We start from the raw sequence: 16,846 nt of genomic DNA on the forward strand, positions 1-16,846 counted from the left end.
TTCGCCCCGGCAAGCATGCCTGAAACATGGAGTGAGACATGACAGCTGCTGTCCTGTTTGAAAACGTATCGCGCCATTTCGGAGCGGTCCGCGCCGTCGATGCGGTTGATCTCGCCGTTGCCGAAGGGGAATTCTTTGCCATGCTTGGCCCCTCCGGCTCGGGCAAGACCACCTGTCTGCGCCTGATGGCGGGGTTCGAACAGCCGACCGGTGGCCATATCGAGATTTTCGGCGAGACGGCGGAGGGCGTGCCGCCGTACCGGCGCAACGTCAATACGGTGTTTCAGGATTATGCATTGTTTCCGCATCTGAGTATCCTCGACAATGTCGCCTATGGTCTGATGGTCAAGGGCGTGGCGCGGGAAGAACGGCGCAAGGCTGCGGAAGATGCGCTCGCCATGGTCAAGCTGCCTGGGTACGGCACGCGGCGGCCCGGTCAGCTTTCCGGCGGCCAGCGCCAGCGCGTTGCGCTTGCGCGCGCCCTCGTCAACAAGCCGAAAGTCCTTCTGCTGGACGAGCCATTGGGTGCGCTTGACCTCAAGCTGCGTGAACAAATGCAGGAGGAATTGAAGACCCTGCAGAAATCGCTTGGCATCACCTTCGTATTTGTCACCCATGATCAAGGCGAAGCCCTGTCCATGGCCGACCGCATCGCCGTGTTCAACGAAGGCAGGATCCAGCAACTTGGTACGCCGGAAGATGTCTACAAGCGGCCGAAGACGCGCTTCGTCGCCGATTTCGTCGGCTCGTCCAATATCCTGCAACCGGAATTTGTCACCCAGCTTGGCGCTGGCCGGCAACTCGCCAGCCTGCGTCCCGAAGCCATAGAGCTTACCGGCAAAAAGGACGGCCAGCTTTCGCTGTCCGGCATTGTCCTCTCGCGCAGCTTCCTTGGTGCATCGAACCGTATCACCATCGATGTCAGCGGGACCAAACTTCATGTGACCAGTCCGGCGGCAAGTCCTGTTCCGGAAGAAGGCAGCAAGGTCACATTGAGTTTTGCCCCGGCCGATCTTCATCTCATGGAGGCTGTGTGATGAGCGCCATCACCGGCGAACAGGCCATATCAACGCAAAGGCCCGGTCTCGCCGGCCGCATATCGGATTTCTTCTGGAAGCGTCCGCATGTTTTCCTGGCAGTGATGCTGGCTCCGCCGCTGCTGTGGCTCGGCATCATCTATTTGGGTTCGTTGCTCGCGCTCCTGTTGCAGAGCTTCTTTTCCATCGATGATTATTCGGGCTTGGTGAATTACGAGTTCACGCTTGCCACCTACGGGCAGCTGCTGAACGAGACCAATCTCGACATCATCATCCGCACCGTGTGCATGGCGGCGATCGTGACCCTGTTTTCCGCACTGATCGCCTTTCCGATCGCTTACTATGCGGCGCGCTATGCCAGGGGAAAATGGAAGGCGCTGTTCTATCTCGGGGTAATGCTGCCGCTGTGGTCGAGCTATCTTGTCAAGATTTACGCGTGGAAACTGATCCTTGCCAAGGAAGGTATTCTGACCTGGCTCCTGACCAAGCTGAACCTGCTCTGGCTGCTGGATGCGTGGCTGTCACTCCCGGTGATCGGCGGCAATTCCCTCTCGGTCAGCTATACCGGCACCTTCATCGTCTTCGTCTATGTCTGGATGCCCTTCATGATCCTGCCGATCCAGGCATCGCTGGAGCGCGTACCGGTCAATCTGATCGAGGCCTCCTCCGATCTTGGCAGCACCCCCCAGCAGACATTCCGCCATGTCCTGTTTCCGCTGGCTCTGCCCGGCATCGTTGCCGGATCGATCTTCACCTTTTCGCTGACGCTGGGTGACTACATCATTCCGCAGATCATCGGTTCTTCGCGTCTGTTCATCGGCCAGGCCGTCTATGCGCAGCAGGGCACGGCGGGCAACATCCCGCTTGCTGCCGCCTTCACCGTCGTGCCCATCGTCATCATGGGGCTCTATCTCTGGGCCGCCCGCAGAATGGGAGCTTTCGATGCGCTCTGACCGTTCCGCCTCCGCTCCGCTGGGTCTGAAGATTGCCGCTGCCGGCGGGCTGCTCTTCCTGCATCTGCCGATCCTGCTGATTTTTCTCTATGCCTTCACCACGGAAGAAAAGAGCTACCAGTTCCCGCCGCCCGGCCTGACACTGCAATGGTTCGCGGTGACCTGGAACCGGCCCGATGTATGGCAAGCGCTGAGCCTCTCGGTCCGGGTCGCCTCGATAGCCACGGCCATTGCATTGCTGCTTGGCACGCTTTGCGCCGCTGCTGTCAGCCAGACCCGGTTCTTCGGGCGCGAGACGATTTCACTGCTGGTCATCCTGCCGATTGCCCTGCCCGGCATCATCACCGGCATTGCCCTGCGATCAGCCTTCAGCATGGCGGACATTCCTTTCTCGATCTGGACCATCGTGCTTGGTCACGCCACGTTCTGCGTCGTGGTTGTCTATAACAATGCGGTCGCCCGCTTCCGTCGTGTTTCGGGTTCACTGGTCGAAGCGTCGATGGATCTCGGGGCCAACGGCTTCCAGACATTTCGGTACGTCATCCTGCCCAATATCAGCACGGCACTCCTGGCAGGCGGCATGCTCGCCTTCGCCCTGTCCTTCGACGAAGTCATCGTCACCACATTCACCGGCGGCCAGCAATCCACCCTGCCGATCTGGATGCTGCAGGAACTCATCCGCCCGCGCCAGCGGCCCGTCACCAACGTGGTCGCTATGGTCGTGGTGCTGGTGACATTCCTGCCGATCCTTGCCGCCTATTATCTCACACGCGACGGCGACCAGATCGCCGGTGCCGGCAAATAATGCAAAGCCTATGGGAGAACAACACATGGATACGCAACTGCTGATCGGGTCGACATTCGTCGCCGGAACCGAGGCCGAAGAACATATCCTCAATCCGAAGACCGGCGCGACAATCATTGATCTTGCCGAAGCCTCCCACAGTCAGATCGATGCGGCTGTCGACGCGGCCGAACGGGCCTTTGCGACGTGGTCGCTGACAACACCTGCCGAGCGCTCCGGTTATCTCCTGCGGATTGCCGATGCCATTGAAAAACATGCGGATGATTTCGCCGCGCTTGAAGCGCTCAACTGCGGCAAGCCGATCAATGCCGTGCGCAATGACGAGCTTCCGGCCATCATCGATTGCTGGCGGTTCTTTGCCGGAGCCATCCGTTCCATGCATGCGCCTGTCGCGGGGGAATATCTGCCTGGCCACACCTCAATGGTTCGCCGCGATGCCGTCGGCATTGTCGGATCGATTGCGCCGTGGAATTACCCGCTGATGATGATGGCGTGGAAACTTGCGCCTGCCATTGCAGGTGGCAATACGGTGGTGTTCAAGCCATCCGAACAAACACCGCTGACAGCGCTGAAAATGGCGCGGCTTCTGGCGGATATTCTCCCCGAAGGAGTGGTCAACGTCATTCTTGGCCGCGGCGACACGGTCGGCAACGCGCTGATCAACCACCCCAAGATTGGCATGGTGTCCATCACCGGCGATATTGCCACGGGCAAGAAGGTGCTGCAGGCCGCCGCCAAGACGGTCAAGCGGACTCATCTGGAACTGGGCGGCAAGGCGCCTGTCATCGTCTATGACGATGCGGACCTTGACGCCGTGGTCAACGGTATCCGTACCTTCGGTTATTACAATGCCGGCCAGGATTGTACGGCTGCCTGCCGCATCTATGCGCAGGATGGCATCTACGAGAAACTGGTGGCGGACCTCACCTTTGCCGTCTCCACCATCCGCTTCAATGACGCCGACGATACGGTCAATGAGATCGGACCGCTTATCTCCAGCCGCCAGCGCGATCGTGTGGCGAGTTTTGTGGAGCGCGCAACGGAACAGAAGCACATTGAGATTACCACGGGCGGCCATGCGGGCAGCACCAATGGCTTCTTCTTCCAGCCCACCGTCGTTGCCGGTGCGACGCAGGAGGACGAGATTGTCCGCCGCGAGGTGTTCGGTCCGGTGGTTTCCGTCACGCGTTTCCGTGCCGATGATGAGGCGGTAAGATGGGCCAATGACAGCGATTACGGCCTAGCCTCTTCGGTCTGGACGAAAGATATTTCCAAGGCGATGGGAACCGCATCGCGGCTGCAATATGGCTGCACCTGGATCAACACCCACTTCATGCTGACCAATGAAATGCCGCATGGCGGCGTGAAGCAGTCAGGCTATGGCAAGGATATGTCGATCTACGCATTGGAGGATTATACGGCCGTTCGCCATATCATGATCAACCACGGCTGAAGGCCCGTTTCCGGCAGCGCGACGGCGCCAAAGGAATAAAATATCCATAAAACATTGAAATCAGGAATTTATTATTCTAGCCTGATTTTACGGTCCTGACTTATCCATGCGGTAGAATGAACATCCATCTCGAAGTCACAGAAGCCCCCTCGCCAACCGATCTCAAATTCCTGGGAGATCAGCTGACGGCATTCAATGATGGCGACGTCGGGCCGGGCCAAAGAGTGGCCCTTGCGGTCTTTGTGCGTGATGAAGCGGATAGGGTTGTCGGTGGAATATCGGGCTACACCGCGTGGGGATGGCTCTACGTTCAATGGCTGTGGGTGGATGAGAGTTTTCGCGGACAGCACATGGCAGGCAGAATGCTGGATGCCGCAGAACAGGAAGCCGCGAAACGCGGATGCCATGGCGCATATATTGATACGTTCAATCCAAGGGCCGCGAAGGCTTATCAGAAGCAGGGATATCAGACCTTTGCCACCCTGCCCGATTTTCCGATGGGGCGTGACCGCATCTTCCTGCAGAAACGGCTCTGACTAGTGGTCCGATTCTGACATTTGCATCCCTCTTATACAGGCCATTGAGGCAAATGTCAGAATCAAAGTTCCACTAGCCTGCGATGCGTCCGCCGCGCGTGGGCTCGCGAACGCCTGTCGTCGTCGGGAAACTGATCGGCAAGTCCCTGAGAACACGCACCGCAAGAAAACCAAAGCATTCCGCCTCGACCGCGTCCCCGCGCAAACCCAAGGTTTCGGCGGACAGGACCTCGACGCCGGCGCGCTCTGAAAGCATGGCCATGATCGCCGGATTGCGGCGACCACCTCCGCAAACCACCAGCCGACCGGGCCGTTGCGGCAAGAGATCGAGCGCTTTGCCCACGGAAGATGCGGTAAATGCCGACAGAAGTGCCGCCCCATCCCGTGCATTGAGGCCATCGGCCATTTCCGCGCCAAAATCGAAGCGGTCCAATGATTTTGGATAAGGTGTTGTCAGATAAGGATGCTGCAGGAGCGTGGAAAGGCGTTCTTCGTCAACCGTTCCAGCCAAAGCCAGAGCGCCGTCCCGATCCATTTCACCCAGCCCTTTCGCCTTGACGAAATCATTGAGCGGCGCGTTGGCAGGCCCGGTATCGAACGCGACAAAGCCACCATCGCCATCCCACCAGGTAATGTTCGCAACACCGCCCAGATTCAGCATGGCGGTGTCCTTGCCAACTCCGGCAGCCTGCAGCAGTGCAGCATGATAGGCCGCCGACAAAGGAGCGCCCTGCCCTCCCATGCGCATATCAGCCGAGCGGAAATCATAGGCGACCTTCGTTCCAAGAATGGCGCTCATCAGTTCGCCATCGCCGAGCTGGCGGGTCGCGCCAAGACGGCCGCCCTGGGGTGCGCGGTGCAGGACAGTCTGGCCGTGAAACCCGACGATGCCGATGTCGGCCATTGTCAGGCCGGCACCGTTGACCAGATCCTGGATTGCCGCGGATTGCGCGCGCGTCAGTGCCTCTTCGGCTTGCCGGAAGATCACCGGTTCGGGACCGTTGAAATTCCAGACACGGGCCTGGCTCAACGTCTCCTCCAGCAGGCTTCGAACGGATGCGTCGTAGGGGGTCAGCGCGTAAGCGCCGAACGCCTCTATGCGCTCGCCGTCGGTTTTGATCAGAGCAACGTCAATGTTGCCGTCAAGTACGGTACCGGTCATCAGGCCAACGGCCCACATTGGTTCCATGGTTGAATTCCTACTGTCCGTTGACGAGATTGCCGACTTCCTGCCGAAGCAAGGTTATTCCACTGTCGAAATGGCGTGTCGGATGAATGCGGTTGGTGAGCAGTGTCCAGGCCCTGCCCTTGTCGAAATCAATCCACAGGCCAGTACCTGTAAAGCCGGTATGACCGATCGTGTTCGCAGAACACAATCCTCCGCCTGACCAGTCCTCATATGGCCGCTCCCACCCATGGGTGCGTTTGGCGGACAGAGGTTCTTTCATGAGCGCGATCGCATGCTCGGACGCTCCGGTTCCATCCAGCAGACCTTGCGCGAAATCCAGAACGGAATGGGCCGTTCCAAACAGCCCGGCATGACCCGCTCCCTGCAAGGCGGCACAATTGTCGTCATGCACCTCGCCCGACAGCACCCGGTGCCGCCAGGTGCAGTCCTCGGTGGCCGCCGCAGCATCAGATGCAGCAGAGAACGCAAAACCTGCTCCTGGGTCCATGTCACGGATGGAGCACTTGGATAGGCGCTCCAGCACAAAGCCCAGAAGAATGAAATTGATATCGGAATAGACAGGTTCCCCGGCCTGCCATTCACGCTGCAGGATGAAGCTGCGCAGCAAATCCGGATCGCGGCCATAGGTGTATATCGGGGCAACAGCCGGCAAGGGCGTCTGATGGCCGAGACATTGCCTAAAGGTGATTTTCCGCTCCCAGGCGTTTGCGTCATATTGGCGTAGATCCGGCAGCGCGGAGATGAGCGGTGCATCGAGATCAATGATGCCCGCTTCCGCCAATCCAAGGATGCGCGGTGTCGTAAAGATGACCTTGGTCAGCGATGCAAGGTCGAACCACGTGTTGATCCGCATCGGCCTGATACTTGGAATAAGTTGAGCTGAGCCAATCGCCTGGATGATCCGGCGCTGATCCCGATCAACAATGCCGAACACGCCCCCGGGAATGCGGCTCGTTGCTACGGCACTGGCAAGAGGTGCAAAAGCGCGATCGAACAACCGGGAAAGCGCGGCATTGGCGAACTGTTCCGTACGATCAGATGCACTCATGATCTATCCCGCCGTTTGCGTATATGGTGGAGCTTCGGTACGTGCCTTGTGATCGGCACCAAAATGCGTCCAGTCTGCCGGGGCGGGTTCAAAACCCGGCTGGCGCACCAGGGACGGCACCTGCCGCGTATCCAGTTCAAAGTGCTCCTTGCGGCGGCTGACTGTCGGAACGGCGGCAATGAGCCTTTGCGTGTAGGAATGCTGCGGATTTGCCAGCACCGCTGCAGCACGACCGATTTCAACAATCTGTCCGGCATACATGACGGCAATCCTGTGGGCGATCCGCTCGACAACGGCCATGTCATGCGAGATGAACAGATAAGCCAGATTGAATTCCCGTTGCAGGTCGACAAGCAGATCCAATACCTTGGCCTGCACGGACACATCCAACGCCGAAACCGCTTCATCCAGAACCACAACGGAAGGGTTCAGCATCAGCGCCCGGGCAATGCACAGGCGCTGGCGTTGACCGCCGGAGAATTCATGCGGATAGCGGTCAAGGCTGTTGGACGGCAGGCCGACGCGCTCGATCAGCGTGGACATTCTCTCGCGCGTCTGGACATCGAGCCGCCCGCCTGCAGCAATCACCGGCTCCGCAAGAATGCTCGCAATGGAGAGCCGCGGATTGAGCGAAGCATAGGGGTTCTGGAAAACCATCTGCACCAGTTGCTGGCTTCGCCGCGCGGAGGCTTCCTGCCTGTCGGCAGAAAAGGTGCCGCGGGTGGATTTTGTCAGACCCAGAATGGTGCGCGCCGTTGTCGATTTCCCCGAGCCGCTTTCGCCGACAATCGCCAGTGTTTCCCCCGGCATCAGATCAAAATCCACGCCCTCCACCGCGTGAACCGCACCGGCGGGGCGGCGAAAAATGCCTGACGTAACCGGAAACCGCACGGTAAGCCCGTCAACCCTGAGAGCCGGATCGACCGATGCCTCGCTGTTGCGTTTGCCGTCGGTACGCGCTGCCTGCCCGCGGGCGAAATGCGGGACGGCATGCAGGAGATGTTGCGTATAGGGATGTTGCGGGTGATCGAGTATCTGGTTCAACTCCCCTTGTTCCACCGCCTGCCCGTTCTGCATCACCATGACCCTGTCGGCAATTCCCGCGACGAGGCCGATGTCATGCGTGATGAAAATCATCGACATCCCGGTTTCCCGCTTCAATTCTGCGAGAAGCGCCATGATCTGTGCCTGCACGGTGACGTCCAATGCCGTGGTGGGCTCATCGGCAATCAGCAGACGGGAGTTGCACGCCAAAGCCGTTGCTATCATGACGCGCTGGAGCATGCCGCCTGATAGCTGGTTGGGATAATAGCTCAAGCGCCGTAGAGCGTCGGGAATCCGCACACGATCAAGCGCGTCCTTGGCAGCCGCACGCGCCTGCTTTCCGGTCAGTCCTCGATGGAGCCGAAAGGATTCTTCAATCTGCGTGCCTATAGAAAGCACGGGATTGAGCGATGTCATCGGCTCCTGAAAAATCATGCCGATTTCAGCGCCGCGCACTTTTGTCAGTTGCAGTTCCGTCGCGGCCGTCAGGTCCAGAATGCTGTTATCGGGCCGTTTCAGCTTTATGGAACCGGAGACGATGCGGCCCCCGCCAAAATCAACGAGCCGATTGATCGAGAGCGCCGTGACGGATTTTCCGGAGCCGCTTTCACCGACGATTGCCAGTGTTTCTCCGGCGGCCACATCAAAGCTTACGCCGCGCACAACCTGATTGACCTCAGGGTCGTGGCCAAAGCCGACGCGCAGATCACGGACAGAGAGCAGCGGGCTCATGGGTTTGACCTCCGCATTCTCGGATCAAGGATATCGCGCAACGCATCGCCAAGCAGGTTGAAACCAAGGATGCTCACCATGATTGCAAGGCCGGGGAAGATCAGCAGCCATGGGGCTGTTTCCATCAGATTGCGGCTGTCGCTCAACATCAGACCGAGCGACGATGCGGGCGGCTGTGTGCCAAGACCAAGGAAACTGAGGCCCGCTTCGGTCAGGAGAGCCCATGCCAGCGCCAGGGTGATCTGAACCGTTAGCGGCGCCACCAGATTGAGCAGGAGATGCCGCGTCAGGATATATGTGCGACTGCTGCCGAACGTGCGCGCCGCGTCAACGAAATCGCGTGCCTTCAGTGACAGCGCCGGCCCGCGCACGACACGGGTGAATATGGGCGTGTAGACAATCCCGATCGCCACAACACTGGTCCAGGTTCCCGGTCCGACAATGGCAACAACCAAAAGGGCGAGAAGAATGGCTGGAAATGCCAGCAACACATCCATCAGGCGCATGATGATGCCATCCAGCCGATGGCCGAACCATGCCGCGGCCAGGCCAAGGACAGTTCCCGCAAGCGATGCAAAGGCAACCGACAGGAAGGCCACCGTAAAGGACTGCCCTACCCCGCGCATGAGACGGCTGGCGACATCGCGACCAAACAGGTCGGTACCCATCCAATAGGTGATGGTGGGGGAATGCAGGCGGTCCAGGCGGTTCTGCATCAACGGGTCATGCGGTGTGAAACCCATGAGGCCGAGCAAGGCGATCACGAGGTAGAGCATGACGATGATCCCGCCTATTCTCCCGCTTGTGTGTCCAAAAATGGCGCGGAGGATGCGCATTACCGTTCTCCCAAACGAATACGGGGATCGAGCGCAGAATAAGCGAGGTCGACCAGAAGATTGACGACCATGAAGTTGAAGGCAATGAACAGCACGCTTCCCTGCAACAGGGCATAATCCCGCTGCAATATCGCATCGAGAACCACGCGCCCCAATCCTGGCAGTGCATAGATCTTCTCGACAAGAACGGCACCGCCCAGCAGATAACCAAATTCCATGCCGCTGAGAGTGACGACCGGGATGAGTGCATTCGGCAGCGCGTGCCGCCAGATGACACTGCTCGCCGATGCCCCCTTGCTGCGTGCGGTCCTCACATAATCATCGCTCAGAACATCGAGCATGGCCGACCGGGATATGCGGGTGACGGAAGCGGCAAATGCCAATCCAAGCGTGATGGCCGGAAAGATCAATTGGCTAAGGTTACGCAGCGGGTCCTTCCAGAAGGGCGAAAAATCTCCCATCGTCGGCAGCGCACCGAAGCCGACGGACAGCATGTAGATAATCAGGAGGCCGACAACGAAGCTCGGCGTTGATTGGCCGACCATGGCAAAGATGCGCACCGTCAGGTCGGATGGCCTGCCATTATGGGTTGCGGCGAACACCCCCGCCGGAAGACCGATGGCAAGCGCGATGATCATGGAAAGAAAGGCCAATTCCAAAGTCAGGGGAAAGCGATCAAGTATTACGTCGAGCACCGGTTTTCCGTAGGCGACCGAGATACCCAGATCGCCACGGAAAAGCCCGAGCAGCCAGTGCCAGTATTGAACGAGCCAATTCTGGTCGAGGCCGAAATAGGCCGTCAACGCCACGCGTTGTTGCGGCGTCAATAGTCCGGCCTCTGTCCCAAGCATCGCCGTGATGGCATCGCCGGGAACGAGACGGATTGCAACGAACACAAGTATTGAGACGCCGATCAAAACCAGCGGAAACGTCACCAGACGCCGTGTAACATAACCCATCCAGAAACGTCTCCGGGTAAGAAGTGATCGGCAATCCCATCCGAGCTATTGCTGGACGGTCACCTTGCTGAGACCGAAAAGCGAACCGATGGGCGTTGCGGTGAAGCCCTGGACACTCTTTTGCTGTGCCGTGTAGCTGTAGGAGGTATAGAGCCAGATCCAGGGAGACATCTCCGCGAGATGTTTTTCGAAGTCACTGAAAATGACCTTGCGTGCTGCGGGATCGGTTTCGGCGCGGCCCTTCTGCATGAGGCTGTCCAGGGTATCGTCAATGTAATTTGCAACCTTTTGCAGGTTTCCGGTCTTGGTCCAGTACCGGCTGTACATCGAATAGGGATCCGCGCTGCCGCCATTCAGGGCAACAGCCATGTCGAAATCGCCTTTCAGCCATGTATCGACATAGACGTTCAGTTCCATGACCTTGATATCGAGTTTGACGCCGATTTCGGCCAGTTGGGATTGGATGACCTGAGCCTCTGCGGCGGCCGTTGGCGGTTCGCCGGTTGCCGCGATGACCGTGGCCGAGAATCCTTTCGCATATCCCGCGTCGGCCATGAGTTTCTTGGCCTTCTCGACATCCCGCTTGTAACAGAACAGGCTGTTGGGATCGGTTGCAAAGGATGGTGTCGTTATCGGGCCTGTCACCTTGCCTTCCCCCAGAGAAGCCGTATCGAGAACTTCCTTCCGGTCGATGGCGCAGGAAATGGCCTGCCGTACCGCAAGCTCGGTCATTGGCTTGCGCGACGGATTAAGCTGCAGCACGTGATAGGCAAGCACAGGTGCACGGTTCAGGACCAGTCGCTCTTCCCGTGGAATGAGTGTTGCAATCAGAGGGTCGTTCAGCAGCGCAAAATCGACCTGGCCGGTGCGCATGGCCGCCAGGATCGCAGTTTCGTCGGGAAGAACACTGATATTGATGCCCTCTACACCTGTTGCACCTCCGGCCCACGCCTTGTTGGCAACCAGTATCTCGCGGGAATTCGGATCCCACTTTTCAAGCTTGAAAGGCCCCGAACCTACAGGCGTTGTGCTGATCGCTCCTTTTTCAATTTCACGCGCGGAAATGATCGCCGCGTTCAGATTTGTCATCGCCGTCAGAAGCGGCACATCCGGCTGGGACAGATGAAAAACCACCGTGTGAGGATCAACGGCTTCGATATTGGCAATCGACAAGAAGTTGGCCCGCGCCACCGCACCGGTCGCTTCGTTGAGTATACGCTCAAATGACGCCTTCACATCCGCTGAGGTGACCGGGTCCCCGTTCTGGAATTTTGCATTCGGGTTGAGTTTGAAGGTCAATTCCGTACCGTTGGACGAAAACTGCCAGGAATCGGCAACCGCCGGAACAATCTGCAGATTGGCATCCAGACGCACGAGCGGCTCATAAATGAGCTCAAGCAGCCTTATGGAAGAGAAAGCCGTCTGCTTGTGCGGATCGAGACCCGTCGCGTCCTGCGACCAGGCCATGCGCAGCGTTGCCGCGCTTGCTGGCGAACCCACCACTGTCGCGCCAAGGGCTGCAGCTATTGCAAGACAAGAAACCAGTTTCGCTGTTGAACGCCTTTTCATTTTTCTTTTTCCCTCTGGAGCTATTTTGAGCGGCCTTATGGACGCTTGATTCGTTTTACTTCCTGCTAAACCGTCATGGTCTTACACCGGCTTCGCATTTATCGCCTTTCGCAGAAAACCTCCTGCATCTTTTAACGCCACCCGCGCTTTTTCCACGTCCATTCCCGTTTTGACCATCAATATCGCCAGCTTCACATCATTGCTTGTCTGATCGAGAGCTTGGCGCGCCTGCTCAGTGGTACAACCGGTTGCTTGCATGACAATACGCGACGCCCTGGCCACGAGTTTTTTGTTGCTCGCGTGCACGTCCACCATGAGATTCTGATAGCTCTTACCGATCCGTATCATACTGGCCGTCGTCAGCATGTTGAGAATGAGCTTCTGCGCGGTGCCGGATTTCAAGCGGGTTGACCCGGTAAGAACCTCCGGACCGACAACGGGAGAAATCGCGATATCGGCGATTCCGGCAATGATTGAATCCGGGTTGCAGGACAAGGCAATGGTCGAAGCCTCTACCTGTTTGGCGTAATTCAGTCCACCAATCACGTAGGGCGTACGCCCGCTGACCGCGATCCCCACAACCACATCCTGTGCCGTCAGCCCAATGTCCCGCAGCGCTCGTTCCCCCTTATGCGGATCGTCCTCAGCGCCTTCTATGGCCCTGATCATCGCCTCGGGACCGCCAGCGATCAGCCCCACCACCACGCCTTCGGGTACGCCGAAGGTTGGCGGACATTCCGAAGCATCCAGAACCCCCAAACGGCCGCTGGTTCCCGCTCCCATATAAATGAGCCTCCCCCCGACTTGGAAGGCAGTGACGACCCGGTCAACCGCCGCTGCGATATGCGGAATAACCTTCTCGACAGCCGATGGCACGCCTTTGTCTTCATCATTGATCTTCTGCAAAATATCGGTAGTTGGCAGAAGATCGATCTGCATCGTCTGCGGATTTCGGCCCTCGGAGACCAGTTTTTCCAACTCGGATATCAACGCTTGCTCAGTCATCGGCCAACTTTCGGGAGAACTGCTTTTAATCAAAATGCGATACCGGCGAAAAGCGATGAGATCGCATCTCACCGGGGTCGTCCGCGCATTGCATGAATTGTCTATTCCGCATTCGGAATGCGGCCGCTCGCTCCCTGCTGCAACAGCTTTCATTCTTTTTATGTTAACTTTTTATGATTTATTATTCCTTATGTCAATATAAAATTGGAATTATATATTCCTAACCAGACGCGTTTATCCATCGGCTGAAACTGGCAGTTCACTTGCCCTCCGCAAACGGACGGCCATGGTTGAGCGTCGCTTACCGACAATGATGATGGGCAGTCGTAGTCTGAAATCTCAGCACGATTTTCTCGCCAGAATGATCGCACCTGAAACCGCATCGCCGTCGGCTGGTTTCAGGCGGCGGCGAATATCCGGAGCCAGCCATGGCTCCAGCGGCGTCGACAGCCCTCCGAGAAGCGTGACGCGGGGCGCACCTTTTTCGATCAGCGCGCGGACGATGGAGTCAATCTGCTCGGCCGCTCCCTGAACCAGACGCCGCCCCACCATGTCACCCTGATCCGCATGGCGCATCACCATGGGTGCGAGCACGGCATAGTCGGTCGCCGTCGCCCGATCCATCCACGCAACCACCTCCACAGGGTCGTTCTGGAACCGCTGCATCACCTCGCCCAGCAATGCACTCTGTTCGTGGCGGCCGTCGAAAGCCCGCAATGCAAGTTGAACGGCCTTCAATCCCAGATCCGCGCCGCTGCCTTCATCGGATATTGGAAAGCCATAACCGCCAACCCGCAGATCGCGCCCTTCGGCAAAACCCAGACCGATGGAACCCGTTCCGGCAATGACAATCGCGCCATCCGCGCCGGAGTGAGCTCCCAGACAGGCGGCAACGCCGTCGCTCGTGAAAGCGATGCTGGCAAACGGATGAGGGATAGCCCGAAGCGCCTCAAGCGCGCCCTTGCGGCCGATGCCGGCAAGACCGATACCGGCATGTATGCGTGCGGTTTCCCGCTCCGTGAAACCGGCTTCCACTATTGCCGAGGTAAAGGCGCTGGCAACGGAAGCCCAGGCCGCGTCCACGCCAAGACGGGTTGTCGCGGGTCCGGAGAGCCCTTGGCCGAGGACCGCACCAAAGCCGTCTTCAATGCGGGCGCGGCAGCCCGTGCCGCCGCCATCGACGCCAAGAAAAAACGGCTTCTCGTGCATGGCGTCGCTCATGAGCTGATCCGCTCGATATCCGCGCCGCAGAGCCGAAGCTTGCGATCCAGCTGCTCATAGCCGCGATCAAGGTGATACACCCGGTTGATGATCGTCTCACCTTCACAAACGAGGCCCGCCAGAACGAGCGAGACGGAAGCCCGCAAGTCTGTCGCCATGACCTGCGCACCGTGCAGCGGTTCCCCGCCGCGCACCAGCGCAGTCGTTCCCTGCAGCGTTATGTTCGCCCCCAGACGCATGAGCTCCGGGACATGCATGAAACGGTTTTCGAATATGGTTTCGCGCAGCAACGATGCGCCCTGACTCCGGCACGTCAATGCCATGAACTGGGCCTGGAGATCCGTGGGGAACCCCGGATAGGGCTCTGTGGTGATGTCAACGGCCTTCAGCGGCCCCTCCCGAGACACAATCAGGCCCCGGTCGCTAGGCCAGACGCTGGCACCTGCCGTTTCAAGCGCTTGCACGACCGAAGCCAGATGCTCCAGACGGGCATGGGTCAGTTCAAGCTGACCGCCGGTGATGGCCGCAGCGATTGCATAGGTGCCGGCCTCTATCCGGTCAGGGATGATAGCATGCCGGGCGGGACGCCACGTCGTATCGCCTTCCACCAGAATGCGATGCGTCCCGGCTCCTTCAATGCGGGCTCCCATCGCATTGAGGCAGGCGGCGAGGTCAACCACTTCCGGTTCGCGTGCAGCATTGAGGATTTCCGTTTCACCTTTTGCTGCGGTGGCCGCCATCATGGCTGTTTCGGTCGCCCCCACGGATGGAGAGCTGAGAACAATGCGGGTTCCCCGCAGCGAACCTTGCACAGATGCAACGATGACGCCGTTCTCGATGGCAATATCGGCCCCAAGCGCGGCAAGTGCGCTGACATGCATGTTGACGGGCCGTGCACCAATTGCACACCCGCCCGGCAGCGAGACCCTGGCATGTCCGAAGCGGGCGAGCAGCGGCCCAAGAACCAGTATGGTCGCACGCATTCGCCTGACAGTGTCATAGGATGTTTCCTTCGACACAACGGCGCTTGTATCGATGGTCGCCGCATGCGGCGACCGGTCAATGCGCGCGCCGTGGAGCTGCACCACGCCCAGCATGTTCTCGACATCGTTGACAGCTGGCAGATTGGTCAATTCCAGCGGATAGGGACTCAGCAGCGCAGCGGCGATTTGCGGAAGCGCAGCGTTTTTGGCGCCGGAAATCGTCACCGCGCCTTCCAGCCTGTTTCCCCCGATGATCCGTAATCTATCCATGATAACCACTGCCCGATCTGAGGAGCATGAAAACAGGGTGGGCTTCGTTCGACACCCTCTTCGCCCACAGGTTGCGTCCGACATAGAAGGCACAACCCTCATGGCGATACACAAAAACTAATTGATCATTCCACGGTGTCAATTGATTTAGGAATATATTATTCTATGCCGGAGTGTTGGCCGTGCGCCGCGTTTATCCGGCCTGTCTCTTGCGCTGTTGCCGGGAGTAGCCAGTGCCTTGAATTGACGGTAGGTATGTCATTTGAACGAGCCTGAAGGCTCCGATCACTCCAGAGGTCCGCGCTTTGGCGCGAGCAGCCTGAACTGCCAACGCGCAAAGGAACGCATGTCTATACTGCAGAAAATCAATGCACAGTTGGACTCCATGGCGCCTGCCGATCGCCAGATCGGGCAGTTCATCATCGACAATCCGGATCAGATGCTGCGGCTGTCATCGGCTGCTCTGGCCGTGGAGACGGGCCGGAGCCAGTCCAGTGTGGTGAAGTTCAGCCAGAAGCTCGGCTACGCAGGCTATATGGAGCTGAAGCTCGCTGTCAGCGAAGCCAAGGCACAGGAATGGACGGCCCCGGCGGGCATGATCCACGGCACGATCGAAATAGGCGACAGCTATCTCGTCATCCTGCAGAAACTGATCGGCAGCAAACAATTGTCGATGCAGCAGACCGTTGCCGTCAACAATGAAAAAGACATCGGCATTGCCTTGGAAATCCTGCGCAAGGCCCGGCGCATTCATATGGCGGGCGTGGGCGCATCGTCGCTGGTGGCACGGGATTTTGCCTATAAGCTGATGAAGCTTGGGCGCAATGTGCTGCACGACAGTGATAGCCATGTCCAGATGGCCAACGCATCCACGCTTGGAGCTGATGACGTCTTGTTCGCCCTCTCCTATTCGGGCGACAGTATCGAGACGTTGCGCATTGCCGAGCTTGCCAGCCAGCGCAGTGCGACCGTCATTGCCGTGACCGGGCTGAAGGACAATCCATTGAGCCGCGTGGCGGATATCCGGCTTTACACCTTTGCCGATGAAGAACGCGTTCGCTCTTCATCCATCACCGCAAGAGATGCGCAACTGACGCTGACCGACCTGTTGTTCATCCTGCTCATTCAAGGGCAACCGGATGCCCATGAATATATTCACAACAGCGAAGTTGCAGTCTCCGTTCTGAAAGCTGAGCACCTCTAGAA

At 58.5% G+C, this 16,846-nt stretch carries 15 protein-coding genes; 6 read left to right on the forward strand and 9 right to left on the reverse strand.

Going from position 1 to position 16,846, the window contains the following annotated elements:
- The first annotated feature begins 38 nt into the window (after positions 1 to 38).
- The 5 genes from ACIQWS_RS19135 to ACIQWS_RS19155 all read left to right on the forward strand — a co-directional run bounded on the left by ACIQWS_RS19135 (position 39) and on the right by ACIQWS_RS19155 (position 4,784).
- On the forward strand, positions 39 to 1,037 hold the full coding sequence (locus tag ACIQWS_RS19135) for an ABC transporter ATP-binding protein (protein ID WP_403182999.1): 999 nt from the start codon (positions 39 to 41) through the stop codon (positions 1,035 to 1,037).
- Entirely contained in the window at positions 1,037 to 1,990 is a 954-nt protein-coding gene (locus tag ACIQWS_RS19140) for an ABC transporter permease (RefSeq protein ID WP_403183004.1), read from the forward strand. Before ACIQWS_RS19135 ends, ACIQWS_RS19140 begins: the two co-directional genes overlap by 1 nt.
- A complete protein-coding gene (locus tag ACIQWS_RS19145; RefSeq protein ID WP_403183008.1) occupies positions 1,980 to 2,795 on the forward strand; it encodes an ABC transporter permease in 816 nt (271 codons plus the stop codon). Before ACIQWS_RS19140 ends, ACIQWS_RS19145 begins: the two co-directional genes overlap by 11 nt.
- Before the next feature lie 25 nt (positions 2,796 to 2,820).
- Complete coding sequence (locus ACIQWS_RS19150) at positions 2,821 to 4,248, forward strand: gamma-aminobutyraldehyde dehydrogenase (RefSeq protein WP_403183011.1); 1,428 nt, start codon at positions 2,821 to 2,823, stop codon at positions 4,246 to 4,248.
- Positions 4,249 to 4,364: 116 nt separating this feature from the next.
- Entirely contained in the window at positions 4,365 to 4,784 is a 420-nt protein-coding gene (locus ACIQWS_RS19155; protein WP_403183012.1) for a GNAT family N-acetyltransferase, read from the forward strand.
- Between the two features lie 73 nt (positions 4,785 to 4,857).
- Here the strand turns inward: ACIQWS_RS19155 and ACIQWS_RS19160 are convergent, their stop codons facing one another.
- From ACIQWS_RS19160 to murA, 9 genes are all read right to left on the reverse strand, one after another.
- Positions 4,858 to 5,973: an anhydro-N-acetylmuramic acid kinase gene (locus tag ACIQWS_RS19160; RefSeq protein WP_403183014.1), complete on the reverse strand. Its 1,116-nt coding sequence runs from the start codon at positions 5,971 to 5,973 to the stop codon at positions 4,858 to 4,860.
- Positions 5,974 to 5,983: 10 nt separating this feature from the next.
- Positions 5,984 to 7,021 (reverse strand): serine hydrolase domain-containing protein, encoded by a 1,038-nt coding sequence (locus ACIQWS_RS19165; RefSeq protein ID WP_403183017.1) that lies wholly within the window; start codon positions 7,019 to 7,021, stop codon positions 5,984 to 5,986.
- 3 nt (positions 7,022 to 7,024) lie between these two features.
- Entirely contained in the window at positions 7,025 to 8,797 is a 1,773-nt protein-coding gene (locus ACIQWS_RS19170) for a dipeptide ABC transporter ATP-binding protein (protein ID WP_403183019.1), read from the reverse strand.
- Entirely contained in the window at positions 8,794 to 9,633 is an 840-nt protein-coding gene (locus ACIQWS_RS19175) for an ABC transporter permease (RefSeq protein ID WP_403183021.1), read from the reverse strand. Before ACIQWS_RS19175 ends, ACIQWS_RS19170 begins: the two co-directional genes overlap by 4 nt.
- The gene (locus ACIQWS_RS19180; protein ID WP_403183024.1) at positions 9,633 to 10,592 is read right to left on the reverse strand and encodes an ABC transporter permease; all 960 of its coding nucleotides are present in this window, start codon (positions 10,590 to 10,592) and stop codon (positions 9,633 to 9,635) included. Before ACIQWS_RS19180 ends, ACIQWS_RS19175 begins: the two co-directional genes overlap by 1 nt.
- 45 nt (positions 10,593 to 10,637) lie before the next feature.
- Positions 10,638 to 12,161, reverse strand: coding sequence for an ABC transporter substrate-binding protein (locus tag ACIQWS_RS19185; RefSeq protein ID WP_403183027.1), 1,524 nt, complete (start codon positions 12,159 to 12,161; stop codon positions 10,638 to 10,640).
- Positions 12,162 to 12,242: 81 nt separating this feature from the next.
- The gene (murQ, locus tag ACIQWS_RS19190) at positions 12,243 to 13,166 is read right to left on the reverse strand and encodes an N-acetylmuramic acid 6-phosphate etherase (RefSeq protein ID WP_403183655.1); all 924 of its coding nucleotides are present in this window, start codon (positions 13,164 to 13,166) and stop codon (positions 12,243 to 12,245) included.
- Between the two features lie 339 nt (positions 13,167 to 13,505).
- A complete protein-coding gene (locus tag ACIQWS_RS19195; RefSeq protein WP_346308267.1) occupies positions 13,506 to 14,387 on the reverse strand; it encodes an N-acetylglucosamine kinase in 882 nt (293 codons plus the stop codon).
- The gene (gene murA / locus ACIQWS_RS19200) at positions 14,384 to 15,640 is read right to left on the reverse strand and encodes a UDP-N-acetylglucosamine 1-carboxyvinyltransferase (protein ID WP_346308268.1); all 1,257 of its coding nucleotides are present in this window, start codon (positions 15,638 to 15,640) and stop codon (positions 14,384 to 14,386) included. The genes ACIQWS_RS19195 and murA overlap by 4 nt, the downstream gene beginning before the upstream one ends.
- 346 nt (positions 15,641 to 15,986) lie before the next feature.
- Here murA and ACIQWS_RS19205 point away from each other — a divergent pair, with 346 nt between their 5' ends.
- On the forward strand, positions 15,987 to 16,844 hold the full coding sequence (locus ACIQWS_RS19205) for a MurR/RpiR family transcriptional regulator (protein ID WP_403183033.1): 858 nt from the start codon (positions 15,987 to 15,989) through the stop codon (positions 16,842 to 16,844).
- Positions 16,845 to 16,846 lie beyond the last annotated feature (2 nt).

It is taken from the genome of Phyllobacterium sp. NPDC097923 (assembly GCF_044760925.1).
Classification (GTDB): domain Bacteria; phylum Pseudomonadota; class Alphaproteobacteria; order Rhizobiales; family Rhizobiaceae; genus Phyllobacterium; species Phyllobacterium calauticae.